The 18670-nt window shown below is 68.8% G+C and carries 18 protein-coding genes and 1 pseudogene; 10 read left to right on the top strand and 9 right to left on the bottom strand.

Going from position 1 to position 18670, the window contains the following annotated elements; all coding sequences use genetic code 11:
• Positions 1-69 precede the first annotated feature (69 nt).
• Positions 70-450 carry a hypothetical protein gene (locus QZ709_RS08970; RefSeq protein ID WP_294636931.1) on the bottom strand — a complete coding sequence of 127 codons (381 nt, stop codon included), beginning with the start codon at positions 448-450 and terminating at the stop codon, positions 70-72.
• 136 nt (positions 451-586) lie between these two features.
• Positions 587-1294 carry a transcriptional repressor LexA gene (lexA, locus tag QZ709_RS08965; RefSeq protein ID WP_294636930.1) on the bottom strand — a complete coding sequence of 236 codons (708 nt, stop codon included), beginning with the start codon at positions 1292-1294 and terminating at the stop codon, positions 587-589.
• A 90-nt stretch (positions 1295-1384) separates the two neighbouring features.
• On the opposite strand from lexA, the gene QZ709_RS08960 reads away from it, so the two are divergent.
• The gene (locus tag QZ709_RS08960; protein ID WP_294636928.1) at positions 1385-2359 is read left to right on the top strand and encodes an asparaginase; all 975 of its coding nucleotides are present in this window, start codon (positions 1385-1387) and stop codon (positions 2357-2359) included.
• 151 nt (positions 2360-2510) lie between these two features.
• Here QZ709_RS08960 and QZ709_RS08955 read toward each other — a convergent pair whose 3' ends face one another.
• Together QZ709_RS08955 and QZ709_RS08950 are read right to left on the bottom strand one after the other, a co-directional pair.
• Positions 2511-3143, bottom strand: coding sequence for a methylamine utilization protein (locus QZ709_RS08955; RefSeq protein ID WP_294636927.1), 633 nt, complete (start codon positions 3141-3143; stop codon positions 2511-2513).
• The gene (locus tag QZ709_RS08950; RefSeq protein WP_294636926.1) at positions 3140-3568 is read right to left on the bottom strand and encodes a group 1 truncated hemoglobin; all 429 of its coding nucleotides are present in this window, start codon (positions 3566-3568) and stop codon (positions 3140-3142) included. The genes QZ709_RS08955 and QZ709_RS08950 overlap by 4 nt, the downstream gene beginning before the upstream one ends.
• Before the next feature lie 128 nt (positions 3569-3696).
• Here QZ709_RS08950 and QZ709_RS21310 point away from each other — a divergent pair.
• The 6 genes and pseudogenes from QZ709_RS21310 to QZ709_RS08925 all read left to right on the top strand — a co-directional run.
• Positions 3697-4041, top strand: a pseudogene (locus QZ709_RS21310) (DUF3034 family protein); the annotation flags it as partial.
• A 16-nt stretch (positions 4042-4057) separates the two neighbouring features.
• Positions 4058-4630 carry a DUF3034 family protein gene (locus QZ709_RS08945; RefSeq protein ID WP_366937157.1) on the top strand — a complete coding sequence of 191 codons (573 nt, stop codon included), beginning with the start codon at positions 4058-4060 and terminating at the stop codon, positions 4628-4630.
• 92 nt (positions 4631-4722) lie between these two features.
• Positions 4723-5952: an efflux RND transporter periplasmic adaptor subunit gene (locus QZ709_RS08940; RefSeq protein WP_294636925.1), complete on the top strand. Its 1230-nt coding sequence runs from the start codon at positions 4723-4725 to the stop codon at positions 5950-5952.
• Between the two features lie 13 nt (positions 5953-5965).
• Positions 5966-7918, top strand: a complete 1953-nt coding sequence (locus tag QZ709_RS08935; RefSeq protein ID WP_294636949.1) for a MacB family efflux pump subunit — start codon at positions 5966-5968, stop codon at positions 7916-7918.
• A gap of 70 nt (positions 7919-7988) precedes the next feature.
• Positions 7989-9386 carry an efflux transporter outer membrane subunit gene (locus tag QZ709_RS08930; RefSeq protein ID WP_294636924.1) on the top strand — a complete coding sequence of 466 codons (1398 nt, stop codon included), beginning with the start codon at positions 7989-7991 and terminating at the stop codon, positions 9384-9386.
• Between the two features lie 11 nt (positions 9387-9397).
• The gene (locus QZ709_RS08925; RefSeq protein WP_294636923.1) at positions 9398-10081 is read left to right on the top strand and encodes a glutathione S-transferase; all 684 of its coding nucleotides are present in this window, start codon (positions 9398-9400) and stop codon (positions 10079-10081) included.
• On the opposite strand, the gene QZ709_RS08920 is transcribed toward QZ709_RS08925, so the two are convergent.
• Positions 10068-11024 carry a LysR family transcriptional regulator gene (locus tag QZ709_RS08920; RefSeq protein WP_294636922.1) on the bottom strand — a complete coding sequence of 319 codons (957 nt, stop codon included), beginning with the start codon at positions 11022-11024 and terminating at the stop codon, positions 10068-10070. The two genes, QZ709_RS08925 and QZ709_RS08920, sit on opposite strands and share 14 nt — an antisense overlap.
• Positions 11025-11120: 96 nt before the next feature.
• On the opposite strand from QZ709_RS08920, the gene QZ709_RS08915 reads away from it, so the two are divergent.
• Complete coding sequence (locus tag QZ709_RS08915) at positions 11121-11681, top strand: carbonate dehydratase (protein ID WP_294636921.1); 561 nt, start codon at positions 11121-11123, stop codon at positions 11679-11681.
• A gap of 67 nt (positions 11682-11748) precedes the next feature.
• The gene (locus tag QZ709_RS08910) at positions 11749-12735 is read left to right on the top strand and encodes a succinylglutamate desuccinylase/aspartoacylase family protein (protein WP_294636920.1); all 987 of its coding nucleotides are present in this window, start codon (positions 11749-11751) and stop codon (positions 12733-12735) included.
• 11 nt (positions 12736-12746) lie between these two features.
• Here the strand turns inward: QZ709_RS08910 and QZ709_RS08905 are convergent, their stop codons facing one another.
• A complete protein-coding gene (locus tag QZ709_RS08905) occupies positions 12747-13271 on the bottom strand; it encodes a hemerythrin domain-containing protein (RefSeq protein WP_294636919.1) in 525 nt (174 codons plus the stop codon).
• A gap of 177 nt (positions 13272-13448) precedes the next feature.
• Here QZ709_RS08905 and QZ709_RS08900 point away from each other — a divergent pair, with 177 nt between their 5' ends.
• A complete protein-coding gene (locus QZ709_RS08900; protein WP_294636918.1) occupies positions 13449-13784 on the top strand; it encodes a hypothetical protein in 336 nt (111 codons plus the stop codon).
• 30 nt (positions 13785-13814) lie between these two features.
• On the opposite strand, the gene uca is transcribed toward QZ709_RS08900, so the two are convergent.
• The 3 genes from uca to QZ709_RS08885 form a co-directional block, all read right to left on the bottom strand.
• Complete coding sequence (gene uca, locus QZ709_RS08895) at positions 13815-17582, bottom strand: urea carboxylase (protein ID WP_294636917.1); 3768 nt, start codon at positions 17580-17582, stop codon at positions 13815-13817.
• 134 nt (positions 17583-17716) lie between these two features.
• The gene (locus QZ709_RS08890) at positions 17717-18361 is read right to left on the bottom strand and encodes an urea amidolyase associated protein UAAP2 (RefSeq protein ID WP_294636948.1); all 645 of its coding nucleotides are present in this window, start codon (positions 18359-18361) and stop codon (positions 17717-17719) included.
• 30 nt (positions 18362-18391) lie between these two features.
• Positions 18392-18670: DUF1989 domain-containing protein (locus tag QZ709_RS08885; RefSeq protein WP_294636916.1), on the bottom strand; the 279-nt coding region annotated here is incomplete at its 5' end.

Genomic DNA, 18670 nt, shown 5'->3' with positions numbered 1-18670 from the left:
CGGCTGTCCCAACCCGCCCGGGGCACCGCCCCTGGCGGGTTTTTTTGTGTTCTCTCCGCGCGGGACGCGTCAGGCCAGGGCTTCCTGCTCGCGCACCAGTCGGTCGAGCGCGGCACAGACCGCTGCGAAGCGCCCTGCGATCACCGTGCGTCGCGCATCGGCGGGGTCGGTGCAAATGCGGACCCCGCATGCGGAGGCCCGGTGCCCGCTCAGGTGTGCGCTGTCTACCGTGGGCTGCTCGTTCGGGGAAGAGGGCGTGTCCGAGGCGCCACCCGGTGCAGGGCGCACCTGCCAGGGGGTCAATGGTCTCGGTCGGATGGGCCGACGCTGCCCCTTGTCCTCGGTTGTCGCAGGGCCGTGGGCGCTGTCCTGCGACCAGAACGGCTCCTGAGGCAGAGGGCGAGGCGCCTGTTCGCGTACGGCCAGGGCCCGAGCGAAATGATGAATCATGGTGAACTCCTGACTGCTGACGAAGTTCGGCAGGATTCGAAAGAAGGTCAGCGCACGGGATTGCACGCTGTAGATGCGTGCGAATGCCCGCCACCCGTGCGGTGACCAGGACAACGGCACCGACAGGTGCCGGCGCTCAGTTCAAGAGCTGATTGCGGATCAGGCCGACCGCCAGCCCCTCGAGCTCGAAGTCGGGGTGCTCGGGTGGCACCAGGATGGGTTGAAAGTCGGGGTTCTCTGGCAGCAGCATGACGCCCTCTGCCGTTCGCTGAAAACGCTTGACCGTCACTTCGTCGCCCAACCGGGCTACCACGATCTGGCCGTTACGGGCTTCACGTGCCCGGGCCACGGCGAGCAGGTCCCCATCCAGGATGCCGACGTCCTTCATGCTCATGCCCTTGACGCGCAACAGGTAGTCGGGACGTCGACTGAACAGGCTGGGCTCGACTGCATAAGTCTGCTCGACGTGTTCCTGAGCCAGGATAGGCTGGCCCGCGGCCACGCGCCCCACGAGGGGCAGCACCAGTTGTTCGAGCCCGGGCAGAGACAGGGTGAAAGGCAGTGCACCTTCGGAACGCGAGGAGGCGCGTTGCCGGCCTTCGTTGATGTGGCGCAGCGTGTCGGCCTTGAGCCGGATGCCCCGCGATGTGCCTCCCACGAGTTCGATCACACCCTTGCGAGCCAGTGCCTGCAGGTGCTCTTCAGCGGCGTTGGCCGAACGGAATCCCAGTTCGGACGCGATCTCGGCCCGCGTGGGCGGGGAGCCGGTGCGCGCGATGGCCTGCTGGATCAGTTCGAAGATCTGCTGCTGGCGCGGCGTGAGTTTGGGTTTATCGTTCTGCATCGCAGGGCGGCCCGATGACGGAAGCTGTCGTTGTGGCTGTCATTTTATACAGGGCTGTGGCTTTGTCCAGTAGCGAGAACGGAAAGACCGATGCGCAAAGTGGTGATTCTGGGGACAGGGGGGACGATCGCCGGGACGGGCTCTGACCCCGCTCGGTCCTGGCATTACGTTGCGGCGCAGCGCGATGTGGGGGAACTGCTGGCCGCCGTGCCCGAGCTGGCCGCGGAAGCGCTGGAATGGATGCAGGTGGCGCAGATCGACAGCAAGGACATGCGCTGGGCGGTCTGGCAGGCGCTGGCAGCAGCTTTGGACCAGGCGCTGGCCCGCACAGATGTGGCCGGGGTGGTGGTCACCCACGGGACGGACACCCTGGAGGAGACCGCCTGGCTGTTGCAGGCCCTGCACGATGGTCGCAAGCCCGTGGTGCTGACCGCGGCGATGCGTCCTGCGACGGCGCCGGATGCCGATGGACCGGCCAACCTGCGTGATGCGGTGCGGGTGGCGCGCGCTGCAGCCGAAGACGGCCTGGGCGGCGTGGTGGCGGTGCTCGGCGGGCGGGTGTGGCCGGGCGCGGCGGTTCGCAAGGTGCACACTCTGGCTGTGGATGCGTTCAACGGGGGCGAGGTGGCGCCCCTGGCAGATCTGCGAGAGAACGGCATGCCCTGTGGTGCCGAGGGCTGGAGCCGGCCCTGGCCACCGTGCGACGGGATGGGGTGGAGCCGGATGTCCGTGGCCGAGCCACCGCGTGTCGAGGTGATCACCAGCCATGCCGATGCCGATGGCTGGGTGGTGGACGCCCTGTGCGCACACGGGACGCCGCAGTCGCCATTGCGGGGGTTGATCGTGGCGGGCACCGGCCATGGCACGGTGCACGAAGCGCTGGAGGCCGCCTTGCGCCGTGCCGAAGCCCAAGGCGTCGCGGTGTGGCGCAGCACGCGGGTGGCGAAGGGGGGGGTGATGGCGCGGGAGGGGGATCGCTGGCCCGCGTGCGGCCCGCTGACGCCAGCGCAGGCCCGGGTGGCCCTGGTGCTGGCGCTGCTGCAAAAACAACGGCCTGCCGAGTGAGGCAGGCCGAGCTGGGGTGTCGTCGGGACACAGGGGCTCTCCGCGGCGTCCGTCGGCAGAATCTGTGGTGTTTCCCGTGGCCCGTGGGGCCGTCGACATGCACAGTATCGCGGCCGAATGTGAACGGCGTGTGACGGTGCCCCCGATCGGGTCAGGGCGGCACCAGTTTCAGCGTGACGGTGCCCCGGCCGGTTGAAAAACGCCACGCCTGTCCGGCGCTCTTCTCACCCATGGCAGGGGTCCAGACGCGAGCCAGGTGCTCTCCCACCGGCAGGTCCAGCGTCACGTGTCCCTCTGGGTTGGACAGGCCGAAATGCGCCGTGTCCACGACGTGGATGAAGGCCAGCATGCGATCGTGGATGTTGCAGCCCAGCGTGGCGGTGCCCGGCTTGTCGAACAGAACCGGCTGAGCCGGCGTGCCGCTGTAGAGCTTGATCTCGAACGGGCGCGTCGGCGAGAACGAGTACACGTGGTGCCGCACGGTGTCGAAATTCGGAAAGCTGACCTGGGTGCCGGTCTGGATCACGAGGATCGAGGGATCGAAGGACTTGTTTCGCTGGCCCATCACAGCCAGGGTGCCCGGGGGCGCCGCAGCGGGAGCACCGTGCACGAACACGGACAGTGCGGCGGCCCGAACGGGCTGTCCTGCGCCGTCTGTCACCACGAAGACCTGAGGTGCGGCCAGGGCAAGGAGCGGGGAGAGGAAGCAGGCGCCCGTGATCGCAGGGCTGATTGCATGGGGGCGGAGGAAGGCGCGCATGAAGGAAGGTGGGGTCAGGCTCATCGGACAACGATGTCGCGGCGCGCTGGTGCCAGACGGCGCAGCAGCTCGTTGCGCGCGTCCTGTGGAACGCCGGCGCGGACCATCTCCTCGCGCAGGATGGCGACCATCATGTCGAACTCGGTCCCCCCGATGTCCGACTGAGCGTGGGCGTTGACCATGGTCTCGCCGTCGTAGATGCAGGGGCCGTCGGCCACCTGGCAGACGTGGTTGCCGACATTGAGTTTGAGCGTCTGCATGTTGATCCCGTCGAAGGAGCGCCCCCCGCGCGGGTCGCTCGCCATGCGATCCAGCGTTCGGCCGATGAAGCTGCGCAGGTTGGCCTCTCCACCCAGGCGCTGGTAGAGCGGGGCCCGGGATGGCGCCGCGCATGCCGAGAGCAGCACCAGAAGACAGAAAGGAATGCAGATCAGAGGGCGGCAGCGCATGAGGCGAGCATGATCCCCCCGCGGAAACGCGGAACAGGGTTGCGTGCCTTCATCTTTGCCGATCCAGGACCGATAAGAGGTGCTGAACAACCCGGACTTTCGGTCGGTTTCTTGCAGGATCGCACAACATGCTTTGTTCTCGGTGTCGGTCGGTCGACGTTCATTCCAAGCCGATGTGTGCGGGTCGCGGCCCTTGGGCGGCGTTTGCTGCCGCGGCCGCCATGGCGCTGGCCGGGCCGGTCCATGCGGGCGACCGCTTGCTGGGCACCTACGGGGTGACACAGGTGGAGGGCGCGGCCGGCGGGGGGCTGGTGCCGTGGGCCGTGATCGGCGGGCGTGGCAGCAGCGACCAGACGGGTGCGTCGGTCCATGTGACCCACCTGTCCACCCAGGCCGGCTACGCGCTGAGGGCGGCAGGCGTGGCCATCGGCGTGAGGGACCGACTCGAGCTGAGCCTGTCGCGATGGAGCTTCCGGGCGGGGGGACGTCGTGCCGGATCGGTCGCTGGAGATGACGACGGTGGGGGCCAAGCTCCGTTTGGTGGGGGACGCCGTCTACGACCAGGATCGGTGGTATCCACAAGTGAGCGTCGGCGTCATGCACAAGCAGACGGCGGATGGGGGGCTGGTGCGCAGTCTCGGCGCGCGCGACCTTGCCGGCAACGACGTGTATGTGGCCGCGACGAAGCTGTGGCTGGGCGCAGCGGGCGGCCTGAATGTGCTGGCCAACGCGGCCGTTCGGTGGACGCGCGCCAATCACTTCGGCCTCATCGGCTTTGGTGGCCCGTCACAGGTCGGGTTCCGGCCGATGCTGGAAGTCAGTCTGGGACTGATGTTGCGAGATGACCTGGTGGTGGGCGCCGAATACCGGGCGCGGCCGAATGCGCTCCAGACCCGTGATGCGGCCACGGCTGCGCTGCGTGAGGAAGCGGCATGGGACATGTTCGTGGCCTGGTTTCCTTTGCCGCATGCCAGCCTGACGGCCGCCTGGGTCAACCTGGGCCAGATCGTGGGCCAGCGTCAACAACAAGGGCTGTACGTGTCCGGACAGGTGGGGTTCTAGCCTGGCGGCGTTCGGTGTGACACCCGGTTGACTTTACATTGCATTAACCTGCGCTTTGCTGAACGTCAACCGGGCGGGCGCACACTGCCCGCATGAGCAAGATGAACACAAGAACAGGGTGGTTCAAGGGCTGGCGATTGGGGGTCCTGGTCGTCTTCCTTCTGGGCGCAGGGTGGTGGGTGCGCAAGCAGTACTTCACGCCGCCGCCGGCACCGCAGGTGATCACGGCGCCGGTCACCCGGCAGGATCTGGAGGACACCGTGCTGGCCACGGGCTCAATCCAGGCCATCCAGCAGGTCGATGTCGGTGCTCAGGCCACGGGCCAGATCCGCAAGCTGCATGTCGAGTTGGGGCAGGCCATCCGCAAGGGGGATCTGGTCGCCGAGATCGACTCGACCAAGCAGCAGAACGATTTGCGCAACGCCGAGGCGCAGGTCGCCGTGCTCGCGGCACAGAAGCGCTCGCGACAGGCCCAGCTGGTGCAATACGAGCTGGCACTGCGGCGGGTTCAGGCCCTCGTGAAGGAGGATGCTGGCTCAAAAGCTGATCTGGAGGCGGCGCAGGCCACGGTGGAGACCACGCGTGCGGCCCTGGCGGAGCTGGACGCCCAGATCGAACAGGCGCGCATTGCGGTCGACACGGCCAGAACCAACCTCGGCTACACGCGCATCGTCGCGCCGATGGACGGCGTGGTGATCGCCGTGGTGCGCAAGGAAGGCCAGACCGTGAACGCAGCGCAATCTGCGCCCACGCTGATCAAGTTGGCGCAACTCGACACCATGCTGATCCGCGCTCAGATCTCGGAAGCCGATGTCGTGAAGATCAAGCCGGACATGCCGGTGTACTTCACCATCATGGGCGAGCCCGACCGGCGTTACGACGCCCGGCTGCTGAGCATCGAGCCCTCGACCGAGGCCGAACAGGCCGAGACATCGAGCACCACGAGCGCGACCAGCAGCAGCTCGTCGACCACCTCGGCCATCTACTACAACGGGCGCTTCACCGTCCCCAATCCGGATCACAAGCTGCGCATCGACATGACGGCGCAGGTCTCGGTGGTGGCCTCGCGGGCACCGGCGACGCTGGTGGTGCCGGCCACGGCCCTGGGTGCGCGTGGCAAGGACGGCCGCTACACCGTGAAGGTGCTGGAAGGCACGCGCGGACAGGATGAGCAGGTGGTGACGCGGCAGGTGCGCGTGGGCCTGAACAACCGCGTGCAGGCCCAGGTGCTGGAGGGGTTGAAGGAAGGCGAGCGGGTCGTGATCGGGGATGCGAGCGGCAAGCCGGCCCAGTCGGGCCGCGGTGGCCCGCCCATGTTCTGACATGGGGCCGACCATGGGCAAGGCATTGTTGGAGGTGCAAGACCTCTGGCGCGAGTTCCCGTCGGGTGATGGCACGGTGGCGGTGCTCAAAGGCATCGACCTGCGCATCGAGGCCGGGGAGATGGTCGCCATCATGGGCGCCTCGGGGTCGGGCAAGTCGACCTTGATGAACATCCTGGGATGCCTGGACCGCCCGACACGCGGGTCGTACGAGGTGGCCGGGCAGTCGACCGCGGCCCTCGAGCCGGATGAGCTGGCGCGCCTGCGTCGCGAGCATTTCGGCTTCATCTTCCAGCGCTATCACCTGATGGGCGACCTGACGGCCGAGGGCAACGTCGAGATCCCCGCCATCTACGCGGGCATGCCGCCCGCAGAGCGCCATGCGCGAGCGCAGGCCCTGTTGCAGCGACTGGGGTTGGGCGAGCGGACAGGACACCGTCCGGGGCAGCTGTCGGGTGGCCAGCAGCAGCGTGTCAGCATCGCGCGGGCGCTGATGAACGGCGGCGACGTCATCCTGGCCGACGAGCCCACCGGGGCACTCGACAGCGCCAGTGGCGCCGAGGTCATGCGCATCCTGCGCGAACTGCATGCCGACGGTCACACCATCATCCTGGTGACGCACGATGCCCAGGTGGCCAGCCACGCCCAGCGCATCATCGAGATCAGCGATGGCCGCATCGTGGCCGACCGTCGGCAAGGCGAGGCCGCGCCGGTGCCCGCCGCGCCACCCGCGCGCGACCGGGCTGCCGGATCGTGGCTGCACGCCCACTGGGACCGCCTGGCCGAGGCCCTCACCATGGCCCTGCGCGCCATGGCGGGCCACCGCCTTCGCACGCTGCTGACCATGCTCGGCATCGTCATCGGCATCGCGTCGGTGGTGTCGGTGGTCGCGCTGGGGCAGGGTTCGCGCGAGCGCATCCTCAAGGACATCAGTGCGATGGGCACCAACACCATCGACATCTTTCCGGGGCGCAACTTCGGCGACCGGCGCGCGGCCACCATCCGTACCCTGGTGCCCGCCGATGCCCAGGCCCTGGCGCGTCTGATCTATGTCGACAGCGTGAGCCCCAACGTCAGCACGAGCGTGACCAGCCGACGCGGCAACATCGAGGCCACGGCCACCGTGTCGGGTGTCAGCGAATCGTTTTTCCGCGTCAAGGGCTACACGCTGGCCGACGGACAGGGCTTCGACGCCAGCAGCGTGGCCCGTCTGGGGCAGGAGGCAGTGATCGACCCGAACACCCGCCGGGCGCTGTTCTCGCCCGGCGAGGAGGCAGTCGGCCAGGTCATCTTCCTGGGCAGTGTGCCGGTACGCGTGATCGGCGTGACCGCGCCGCTGGAGTCGGCCATGGGCAGCAGCGATGCGCTCAACATCTGGGTGCCCTACACCACGGCGATGAAGCGCATGCTGGGGCAGGATCACCTGCGCAACATCACCGTGCGCATCAGCGACCAGGTGCCGAGTGCCGCAGCCGAGCAAGGCATCGTGGCCCTGCTGACGCAGCGCCATGGCGTGCAGGACTTCTTCACGCGCAACAGCGACAGCATCCGGCAGACCATCGACAACGCCACGCAGACCATGACGCTGCTCGTCTCGGCCATTGCGCTGATCTCGCTGGTCGTGGGCGGCATCGGGGTGATGAACATCATGCTGGTGTCGGTCACCGAGCGCACGCAGGAGATCGGGGTGCGCATGGCGGTCGGGGCGCGTCAGAGCGACATCCTGCGCCAGTTCCTGATCGAGGCCGTGCTGGTGTGCCTGATCGGCGGGGTGCTGGGCATCGGCATCGCCTTGCTGATCGGCGAGGTCTTCGACCGTCTGGGCGGCAACTTCAGCATGGTCTACTCCACCGCGTCGATCGTGGCGGCATTCGGCGTGTCGACGCTGATCGGTGTGGTGTTCGGTTTCCTGCCTGCGCGCAACGCGGCCCGGCTCGATCCGGTCGTGGCGCTCGCCCGACAATGAAGGGCTCGCCGCCATGTCGCCTTCTCTTTTGCCGCCCCCGTCCGCCTGGCCTCTTGCATTTCAGCCATTCATGATGAATCGCGCATCACGATCCTTTTCCCTCAGCCTGACGGCCGTGACACTGGCCGTGCTGAGCGGGTGTGCCACCTACCGCGGCGCCCCCGAGGTGCCGCCGGTGCAGCAGCCCGCGGCCTACCAGCAAGCCCAGGGCGCGCAGCAAGGCGAGGTCCGCCCCTCGCCGTGGTGGCAGGACATGAACGACCCGCTGCTGGTGCGCCTGATCGACGAAGCGCTGGCCCGCAACAACAACCTGGCGCAGGCCACCTTGAGGGTGCGGCGTGCACAGCTGGTGGCGGGCAACGCGGCCAGTGCGCAACTGCCCACCGTGGCGGTGCGCGCTTCCACCCAGGGCAGTCGGCAACTGGACGGCGATGGCAACCTGACCCGCACCAGTGCGCTGACGGGCAGTGTGAGCTGGGAGCTGGATCTGTGGGGGCGACTGGCGGCCGCACGCCAGGCCTCGGAATGGGAGGCGATGGCCACGGCCCAGGACCGGCAGGCCACGGCCCAGGCGCTGGTGGCCACCACGGCCCGGACCTACTGGCAGGTGGCCTACCTGAACCAGCGCGTGGCCGCGAGCCAGGCGAGCATCGACTACGCCCGGCAGACGTTGAGGCTGGTGGAGGCCCAGGCCCGGGCCGGCGCTGCATCGGGGTTGGAGCTGGCCCAGGCCCGCCAGACCCTGGCGGCCCAGGAGGCCGCGCACACGCAGTGGCTGCAGCAGCGGGTCGAGGCGCGCAACGCGCTGGCCATCCTCTTTGACGGCCCGCCCGGTGTGGCCATGGAGGAAAGCCAGTTGCTGCCCGAAGGGCCCTTGCCCGAGGTGCCAGCGGGCCTGCCTGCGTCGTTGCTGACCCGCAGGCCGGACGTCCAGGCGGCCGAGTGGCGGCTCAAGTCGGCCTACGCGACGGTGGACGCGGTCCGCGCGGCTGCCTACCCGGTGCTCACGCTGACCGGCAGCGTGGGCACCGCCACGACGGCCTTGTCCAAGGTGCTGACCGATCCCGTCGGCACCTTGGGGGCCGGCCTGACGCTGCCTTTCGTGCAGTGGCGCGATGTGCGCCGCAACACGGCCATCTCCCAGGCAGATTACGAGCTGAGCGTGCTGAGCTACCGCCAGGCCTGGTACACCGCGCTGAGCGAGGTCGAGAACGCCTTGTCGGCGCGGCGACAGTTCGAGGACCAGGGGGCGCGCCTGTCCGAAGCGGTCGAGGCGGCCCGCCAGGCCGAGCGCCTCAGCGAGATCCGCTACCGCAGCGGCGCGGTGCCGCTCAAGACCTGGCTGGACGCCCAGGAAACCCGCAGGGCAGCCGAGAACAACCTGGCGCTGAACCGCTACAACAGGCTGTCGGCCCTGGCCACCCTCTATCAGGTCCTGGGCGGTGACATGGGGCGTGAGGGCGTGTAGGCTTCGCGCCCATGATCATCGTTCACCACCTCGAAACCTCCCGTTCGCAGCGCGTGCTGTGGTTGCTCGAAGAGCTCGGTCTGCCGTATGAGATCAAGCTGTACAAGCGCGATCCTCGTACCCGGCTCGCGCCGGCCGAACTCAAGCGCGTGCATCCGCTGGGCAAATCGCCCGTCATCACCGATGGCGACCGGGTCGTGGCCGAATCCGGGGCCATCCTCGAGTACCTGGCCGAAAGCCACGGCGATCGGGCTCAGGGTGAGCTCGCCGGCCTCGTGCCGGCTCGGGGCACGGAAGCGCACCATCAGGCCCGCTTCTGGATGCACTATGCCGAGGGTTCGCTGATGAACTGGCTGGTGATGAAGCTGGTGTTCATGACCATCCCGACCCAGCCGATGCCGTTCTTCGTGCGGCCCATCGCCCGTCAGCTGTGCCAGCAGGTGCAGGCCAAGTTGATCGACCCCAACCTGGCATCGGCGTCCGCCTTCATCGAGGACCATCTCTCCCGCCATCCCTGGTTTGCCGGTGAGCAGATCAGCCTGGCCGATTTCCAGATGAGCTTTGCGGTGGCGGCCCTGCTGTCGCGCAACCCGGCGCCGGCACCGGCCATGCGGGCCTGGCTGGCGCGGGTCGAGGCCCGTGCGGCCTATCAGCGGGCCGTGGCGAAGGGCGGGCCGGTCATCATGTCGGCGTGACACCGGCGGTGGCGTCGGGCGGACCACTCGGTTTGCTGTGACTGAACTGCTGACGCAGCGCCGACAGAAAGGTGCGCGCAGGCAGAGACAGGCTGCGGTCGCTGCGCCACACCACGTGCCACATCCGCCGGATCGGCAGCCCTGAGACCTTCAGTTCGACCAGGCCTTGTGTGGCCGGGTCGGGGCCGAGCGTGTGACGCGACAGGATGGCCAGCCCCAGCCCGGCCGCGACCGCATGCTTGATCGCCTCGTTGCTGCCGAGCGCCAGCCGGGCGGGCCAACTCACCCCCTGCGCAGCCAGATACTGGTCCGTGGCCTGCCGGGTGCCGGAGCCGGGTTCGCGTGTCAGGCGGGCCTCTTTGATGACCTGATTCAAGCGCAGGCGGCTGCGCTGCGCCAGGGGGTGGCCAGCCGGTGCAATCAGCACCAGGGGGTTCTCCAGAAAGGGCCAGCGTTCCAGCGCCAGGTCGGCGGGTGGCAGCATCATCACCGCCAGCTCCACCTCGCCGCGTGCCAGATGCTGGATCACGGCGTCGCGGTTTTCGACGGCGAGGTCGATGCGCAGCCCGGGGTACTGCCGCGCAAAGGGGCCGAGCAGGTCAGGGATGAAGTACTCGGTGGTCGTGACGGCCGCCAGCTTCAGTCGGCCCTTCTGCAAACCCTGCATCGCCAGGGCGTCTTCCTCGAAGCGGCGCCAGCGCGCGAAGAGGTCCCGCACGGTCTCGGCCAGCAGCTCGCCATGCGGCGTGAGCCGCACGCCGCGTCCTTCCGGCTCCAGCAGGTGCAGGTTCAAGGCCTGCGCCAGCTCCTTGAGTTGGGTGGACACGGTGGGTTGGGCCAGGTGCAGGGCCTCTGCGGCCTTGCCGATGCCGCCCAGGCGGGCCACCGCCTCGAAGCTGCGGAGCTGCTGCAGGCTGGCGCGGGGCAGTCGCAGGGTATTCATTCTTTGATCGGATGCAAACCATCGAAAAAGATCACTTTATCTGATTGGAGCTCCTGCGTATGCTTGTAAGTTTCGTCCAGAAGATCCAATTCATTCATGCTCCGCAAGAACCCATCCGGTGATCTGCCCCAGGTGCACGAGTCGGCCTATGTCGACCACACGGCCATCCTGTGCGGCAAGGTCATCGTCCATGAAAACGTCTTCATCGGGCCTTACGCCGTGATCCGCGCCGACGAAGTCGACGGCAGCGGCGAGATGGAGCCGATCGTCATCGGCGCCCACTCCAACATCCAGGACGGCGTGGTGATCCACTCGAAGTCGGGCGCGGCCGTGACCATCGGTGAGCGCACCTCGATCGCACACCGCGCCATCGTGCACGGCCCCTGCGAGGTCGGCGACGGCGCCTTCATCGGCTTCAACAGCGTGCTGTTCAACTGCCGCATCGGCGCGGGCTGCGTGGTGCGGCACAACGCGGTGGTCGATGGCATTGACCTGCCGGCCGGCTTCTACGTGCCGTCCACCGAGCGCATCGGCCCCAGCACCAAGCTCGAGGACATTCCTCGCGTCAGTGTGGCGGCGTCCGAGTTCTCCGAGGACGTGGCGCGCACGAACAACGAACTCGTGCAGGGCTACAAGCGGCTGGCCAACGAGTTCTGAGCGCGCATCCCCGCTCGGAGACGGGGCAGTCTGCCGTGAGGCAGGCCACCCGTGCGACACTGCAGGCATGGCTGAACTCCATGACGTTACCCGGGTGCCCAGCGCGTTGCGGGTACACCAGTTTCACGGGCTGCAGGCCGGCCCGAAACTCATCGTGCTGGGTGCCGTGCACGGCAATGAAACGTGCGGCACGCAGGCCATCGAAGCCTTGCTGCCGGAGCTGGACAGCGGGCGTCTGCAATTGACACGCGGGTGCCTGACGCTGGTGCCGGTGACCAATCCGCTGGCTTACCGGCAAGGCACGCGTCAGGGCGAGCGCAACCTCAACCGCCGTTTGCGGCCGGAGCCCGACCCACGCGAGTTCGAGGACTGCATTGCCAACGTTCTGTGCCCTTTGCTGGCGGCCCACGATGTGCTGCTCGATCTGCACTCCTTCCACACGCCCGGCGAGCCGTTCGCCATGCTGGGCCCGGAGAACAACACCGGCCCGCTGGAGCCCTTTGCCCATGCCGACGCGGAGGCCGCGTGGGCCGCCCACCTGGGGCCCCGCCGGTTCGTCGAGGGGTGGCTGGACACCTATGCTGCCGGCGTGTCGGAGCGGCAGGCCCGCGCCGGGAGCACGGTGCCGGCGGTCGCGCTCGATCCGCAGTACGGGGTGGGCACCACCGAGTACATGCGCTCGGTGGGCGGCTACGGGGTGACCCTGGAATGCGGCGTGCACGGCGACCCTGAGGGCGCTGTGGTTGGCCTGCACGCCATCCGGCAGACGCTGGCGTGGTTCGGGATGGCCGAAGTGCCCCTGGCGCCGCCCGTGGCCGAGCCCGAGGTGATGCGCATTGTGTCCGTCACGGACCGATTGCATGCCGGCGACAGGTTCGCTGAACCATGGCGCAGCTTCGATCCGGTCCGGGCCGGCCAGCCGATCGGTTGGCGGCACGACGGACAGGTGCTGAGCGCGCCCGACGACGGCTGGGTGGTGTTTCCCAACCCCGCGGCCGACGTGGGGCAGGAGTGGTTCTACTTCGCGCGTCGCAGCGCCCGCAGGCTGCGCTGAACGCGCGCAGGTCAGGCCACGTGCCGCCTGGCGACCATCGCTGCACTGAGGGCGCGGCGCTGGGCGTCGGTCAGCCGGGTGGCGGCCGGGTAGATTTCGGCCTCCTCGGCGTCGGCGTGCGCCGGGTAACGCACGGTCAGCTCGCGCAGGGCGGCAGGCACAGGGCCTGGCCCTGATGCCAAGCCATCCCGGACGGCCTCGAGCCATGGGCGGCCCGCCTGCCACAACGCGCCCAGATCGTCATGCTCGGCCTGAAGGCGAGCCATGCTGGCGTTCACGTTCGGATCGGCCAGCGTCTGCAGTGCCGGAAACAGATCGACGTCCTCGTCGTCATGGTGCAGCGGCGCGGCCAGATCGAAGTAACGCAATACCGAAGCAGCCGCCTCGCGGGCCTCGGCATCGGATCCCTTGCGGGCCACGTGGTCGATCAGGCGTTCGGTCAGGCGCGCGAAGCGGCGCACTTTGTCGTGGCACGCCTCCAGCAGGGCCATGGGGTCGTCGATCTCGGGGGCGAGGGGCTGGAGCAGCGGGCGCATGGTGACGGTGCGGGCCTGCACCCGGCAGGATGCCGGCGCCGGCCCGAGCAAGGGATGACGCGCCATTCTGGCGCACGCGGGGCGCGCAGGCGTGACATCGGTCAACAACCGGGTTACCCCTGAGGCGGTCTGCATCTTGCTTGCCTTCAGGCCGTTGTGCAGTTGGAGTTCGTTTGCATGAGTCAAGACAGTGCGCGCATCGCCCTGGCCGCCCGCATCCACGTGTTGTTGCGCCGCAAGACCGGCCGGGTGACGGACACCGAGTGGATGGCCCAGAACCTGGCCTATGCATCCGAAGTGGTGCGCTTGTGCCGGGCTGACGGGGATGAAGAGCTGGTGGCGCTGGCCGACAAGCTGGACGCGGCCATGCAGCCCTTGCGCCCTCGCGTGGTCCGCCCCGTGGCGCCCGAGCCCTCAGCGACGTCCTGGCCGGACAGCATGCTGGAGGCCGACGCTGGCCGTGAACGCGACCGCAAGGTTGAACAGCGCTACGTCGGACGGCTCAGGGGCTGAGCCCTCGCCGCGCCGGGGCCGCCCCACGCATCACGAGGCCGACAGCACCACCAGCGTCTGCCCTGACGTCACACCGCTGCCTTCCTGGCAGCGCACGGACAGCACCGTGCCATCCGTCGTGGCGGGCACCGGGAACTCCATCTTCATGGATTCGACCACCGCCAGGGTCTGGCCCTCGGTCACGGTATCCCCTGGCTGGACCAAAACCTTCCACACATTGCCCGGCACCGGGCTGGCCACCGCCGATGCGCCGTCGGGCAAGGCGTCCTCGGCCGCAGCAGGGGCGGTGTCCGGCTCGCTCAGGCTGCCATCCTGACCGGAAGCCTTCCAGCGTTCCCGCTCGTCGTGGAAGGCCTGTTGCTGGGTGGTGCGGAACGCCGCGATCGACTCGGCCTCGTCCTGCAGGAAGCGCCGGTAAGCGCCCAGGCTGAAGGTGCCTTCTTCAATGCGCAGCTTCATGCGGCCAGCCGGGAAGTCCCGCCGCATCTGCTGCAGTTCGGCCTCGCTGACGGGATAGAAGCGGATCTGGTCGAAGAAGCGCAGCAGCCACGGCTTGCCGGGTTCGAAGTCGGCCGCGCCCTGGCGGGCGTCGCGCCAGCGGTTCCACATCTGCACGGTGCGGCCGACGAACTGGTAGCCGCCGGGCCCCTCCATGCCATAGACGCACAGGTAGGCACCGCCGATGCCCACGGCGTTCTCGGGTGTCCAGGTGCGGGCCGGGTTGTACTTGGTGGTGACCAGGCGGTGGCGAGGGTCGAGCGGCGTGGCCACCGGGGCACCCAGGTAGACGTCGCCCAGGCCCATGACGAGGTAGCGCGCATCGAACACCGTGCGCTGCACCTGCTCGATGCTGTCCAGCCCGTTGATGCGGCGGATGAACTCGATGTTGCTGGGGCACCAGGGCGCGTCGGGCCGGACCGACTGCATGTACTTGTCGATGGCCTCGCGCGTGGCACTGTCGTCCCACGACAGGGGCAGCCACACGGTGCGACTGGACACTTCCAGGTCGTCCACGGGGGGCAGGCCGTCTTCGGCCGCGTCGATGGCCGCGAGCAGGGCGGTGCGGGTCAGGCGGGCCGGGTCGAAGTGCAGTTGCAGCGAGCGGATGCCCGGCGTCATGTCGATCAGGCCAGCGAGCTCACCGGCATCACGCTGGCGCTGCAGGGCCAGCATCAGCGCGTGCACGCGCATGCGCAGTTCGAGGTCGAGCACCAGCGGGCCGAACTCGACGAGCAGGTAGCGGTCGCCCGCCTGGCGGATGCAGCGGGCAGGGCGGTCGCCGCGCGGGCCCCTGGCGGCGTCGCGCCGGTGGAGGATGGGGCTCAGTGTGTGAGCCACCTCGGCGGCCGGGACGCCAGTGGGGAGTGCGGCGAAGCTGGCGGTGGCGTGCGTGCCTGCAGGTGCCGGTGCCGTGGTATCGACCGGGAAGGCCGGTTCCAGCGGTCCGACCGCAGCCAGGAACGCATCCTGCGCTGCTTGCAGTGTGGCTGCCTGCTCGGCATGCAGGGCATGGAAGCGCACGGTGTCGCCGGCCTTGAGCTGGCCGAGCTTCCAGCGCTCGGCGGCCACGACCACGGCCGGGCACACAAAGCCGCCGAGGCTGGGGCCGTCCGGGCCGAGGATGACGGGCATGTCGCCGGTGAAGTCGATTGCGCCGATGGCGTAGGCGTTGTCGTGGATGTTCGAAGGGTGCAGGCCGGCTTCGCCTCCGTCGGTGCGCGCCCACTGCGGCTTCGGGCCGATCAGGCGCACGCCGGTTCGGCTGCTGTTGTAGTGCACCTGGTAGTCGGTGCCGAAGAACGTGGCGATGTCGTCGGGTGTGAAGAAGTCGGGGGCGCCGTGAGGGCCGTAGAGCACGCCGATGTCCCAGTGGCGGGGCAGGGCCGGGGCCGTGGTCGCGGCGGTCAGGCTGCTTGTCGATGCAAGCGCCATGTCGAGCGCACGTTCGCCGTTCACGTGCAGCATGTCGCCCGTGCGCAGCGTGCGGCCGGCGTGGCCGCCGAACTGGCCCAGCGTGAAGGTGCTGGCGCTGCCCAGGTAGTCAGGCACATCCAGCCCCCCCGACACGGCGAGGTAGGTGCGCGCGCCACCCTCATCTGCGGCCACGGTGCCGAGCTTGAGCACGCTGCCGGCGCGCAGGTGCAGAGGCCGGTGAAACGCCTCGTCGAAAGACAGCGGCTGGCCATCGAGCTTGACCGGCATCGGCGCGCCGGCCAGGGCCACGACCAGGTCGGCGTGCGCCTTGAGCGACGGGCCGCCCAGCGTGCATTCCAGCGCCGGTGCACCCTCGGGGTTACCCACCAGCCGGTTGGCCAGGCGCAGGTGCAGGTCGTCCATCGGGCCGGAAGGCGGCACACCGATGTCCCAGTAGCCGATCCGGCCGGGCCAGTCCTGCACGGTGGTCTGCACGCCGCCGTCCAGCACCTCGAGCGCGCGGGGACGCCAGGCGAACTCGCCCAGGCTGCGGGTCACGACGCGCCCGTCGACGAACACCGGCGCCGCCGTCAGTGCGCGCAGGTAGCGCAGGTTGGTCTCGATGCCGGACAGCCGCGTGGCGGCCAGGGCCTGCTGCAGCCGGGCAACGGCCTCGTCCCGCGTGTCGGCCGTGACGATGAGCTTGGCGAGCATCGGGTCGTAATGCGACGGCACCTCGGTGCCCGCGTCCACCCAGCCATCCACCCGCACGCCTTCGGGAAAGGCCACCTCCGTCAGCACGCCGGCGCTCGGCTGGAAGCCCCGTGCCGGGTCCTCGGCGTACAGGCGCACCTGGATGGACGCGCCGCGCGGTGTGGGCGCCTGCAGGGGCCAGACGTCGCCTCGTGCGAGCTTCACCATCCACTCGACCAGGTCGACGCCGGTGACCTGCTCCGTCACGCCGTGCTCCACCTGCAGCCGGGTGTTGACCTCGAGGAAGTAGAAGGCGCCGGTGTCGGCGTCCAGCACGAACTCCACGGTGCCGGCCGAGCGGTAGCTCACTGCCTGACCCAGTCGCACGGCGGCGGCGAGCAAGGCCGAACGGGTGTCGTCAGCCAGGCCGGGCGCGGGGGTTTCTTCCACCACCTTCTGGTTGCGACGTTGCGCCGAGCAGTCTCGTTCACCCAGCGCGACGACGTGGCCCCGGCCATCGCCGAACAGCTGCACTTCGATGTGGCGGGCGCGCTCGACGAACTTCTCGAGAAAGAGGCCCGCGTCCTTGAAGTTGGCGCGGGCCAGGCGCTCGACCGCCTCCCACGCCGCGTCCAGCTCGGCGGCATCGCGCACCAGCCGCATGCCGATGCCGCCACCGCCGGCCGTGCTCTTGAGCATCACCGGGTAGCCGATGCGCTCGGCTTCGCTCCGGGCGTGCGCGGCGTCGTCCAGCAGTTCGCTGCCGGGCAGCAGTGGCACGCCGTGTTGCTGTGCCAGGGTGCGGGCGGTGTGCTTCAGGCCGAAGGCCCGCATCTGATCGGGTGTCGGGCCGATGAAGGCGATGCCGGCGTCTTCGCAGGCCTGGGCAAAGCCGGGGTTCTCCGACAGAAAGCCGTAGCCAGGGTGGATGGCGCCAGCGCCGGTGTCGCGGGCGGCCGCCAGGATGCGTTCGGCGTTCAGGTAGCTTTGCGCGGCCGGCGCCGGCCCGATGCAGACGCTGGCATCGGCCAGGGCCACGTGGCGCGCGTCGGCGTCGGCCTCCGAGTACACGGCCACGGCCTTGAGCCCCATGGCATGCAGTGTGCGGATGATGCGACAGGCGATCGCGCCGCGGTTGGCGATCAGCACGGTGTCGAAGCGGGGCGCGGAGGGCGGGGCTGAGGCAGACATGGTCGGGGTGTCCGAGGTCGGGCAGGTCGTCCTGCCTTCAGGAAGGAGCCCGACGGGTCGTCCCGTCGGGGGCCGGGCGCGGGGCAACGCGCAGGCCGCAGTGCTTCAGATGACAAGGGCGCGATGCACGCGCTTCATGCCGCGTCCCACACCAGAAAGCGCGCCGGCGTGGGGTTGTAGGCGTTGCAGGGGTTGTTGAGCTGCGGGCAGTTGGACACGAGCATCAGGATGTCCATCTCGGCGCGCAGCTCGACGTACTTGCCTGGTCCCGACACGCCGTCGGCAAAGGTCAGCTGGCCATCGGCGGTGACGGGCACGTTCATGAAGAAGTTGACGTTGGGCACCAGGTCGCGCTTGCCCAGCCCGATGTCGGCGTGCTGCAAGGCAATCAGGTAGTTGTCGCGGCAGCTGTGCATGTACTTCTTCTGCAGCGCGTAGCGCACGGTGTTGCTCTCGGCCGCGCAGGCGCCGCCCAGTGTGTCGTGGCGCCCGCAGGTGTCGGCCACGATGGTGAGCATGGGCCGGCCTTCGCTGCTCATCAGCACCGAGCCCGTGGTCAGGTAGATGCCACCTTGCGCGAGCATGGTGTCGGTGGCGCTGTAGTGCTCGGCCAGGTCCTGCGCGTTGTAGAAGATCACGTCGACGGCCTGGTTGCCTTCAAGGTCGACGATGCGCAGGGTCTGCCCCTGACGGATGGTCAGGAGATACGGTTCACCGGAGGGCAGGGTGTCGTCGACCACGGCACGGGCCGGGTCGAGCAGGCTCTCGTGGATGCGGATGGCGGTGGCGCTCATGAAGTGATCCTCCGATCAGAGGTAGTACAGGTCGGCGTTGTGCAGCGCGCGGGCGCACTCCGGACGGAAGGCGCGGCAGGCATCGTCGGCGGGTGCCGGGCCGGACTTCCAGGCGGCCAGGCCGACCTTCTTCGGTGCGTATTCGGCAGCAGGGTCCAGCGGGTGGGGGGCGGTGGAGATCGCAATCAACGTGTCCATGTCGAAGCGCAGTTCCACCATGGCGCCAGCCGCGGCGTGGCCGGGTGCGAACTGGAAGCGGCCTTCGTCGTCCACCGCCACCTTGCTGAAGAAATT

It is taken from the genome of uncultured Aquabacterium sp. (assembly GCF_913773725.1).
Classification (GTDB): Bacteria; Pseudomonadota; Gammaproteobacteria; order Burkholderiales; family Burkholderiaceae_C; genus Aquabacterium.
The sequence above is the reverse complement of the archived record's forward strand: the minus strand, read 5'-3'. Positions and strand labels throughout refer to the sequence as shown.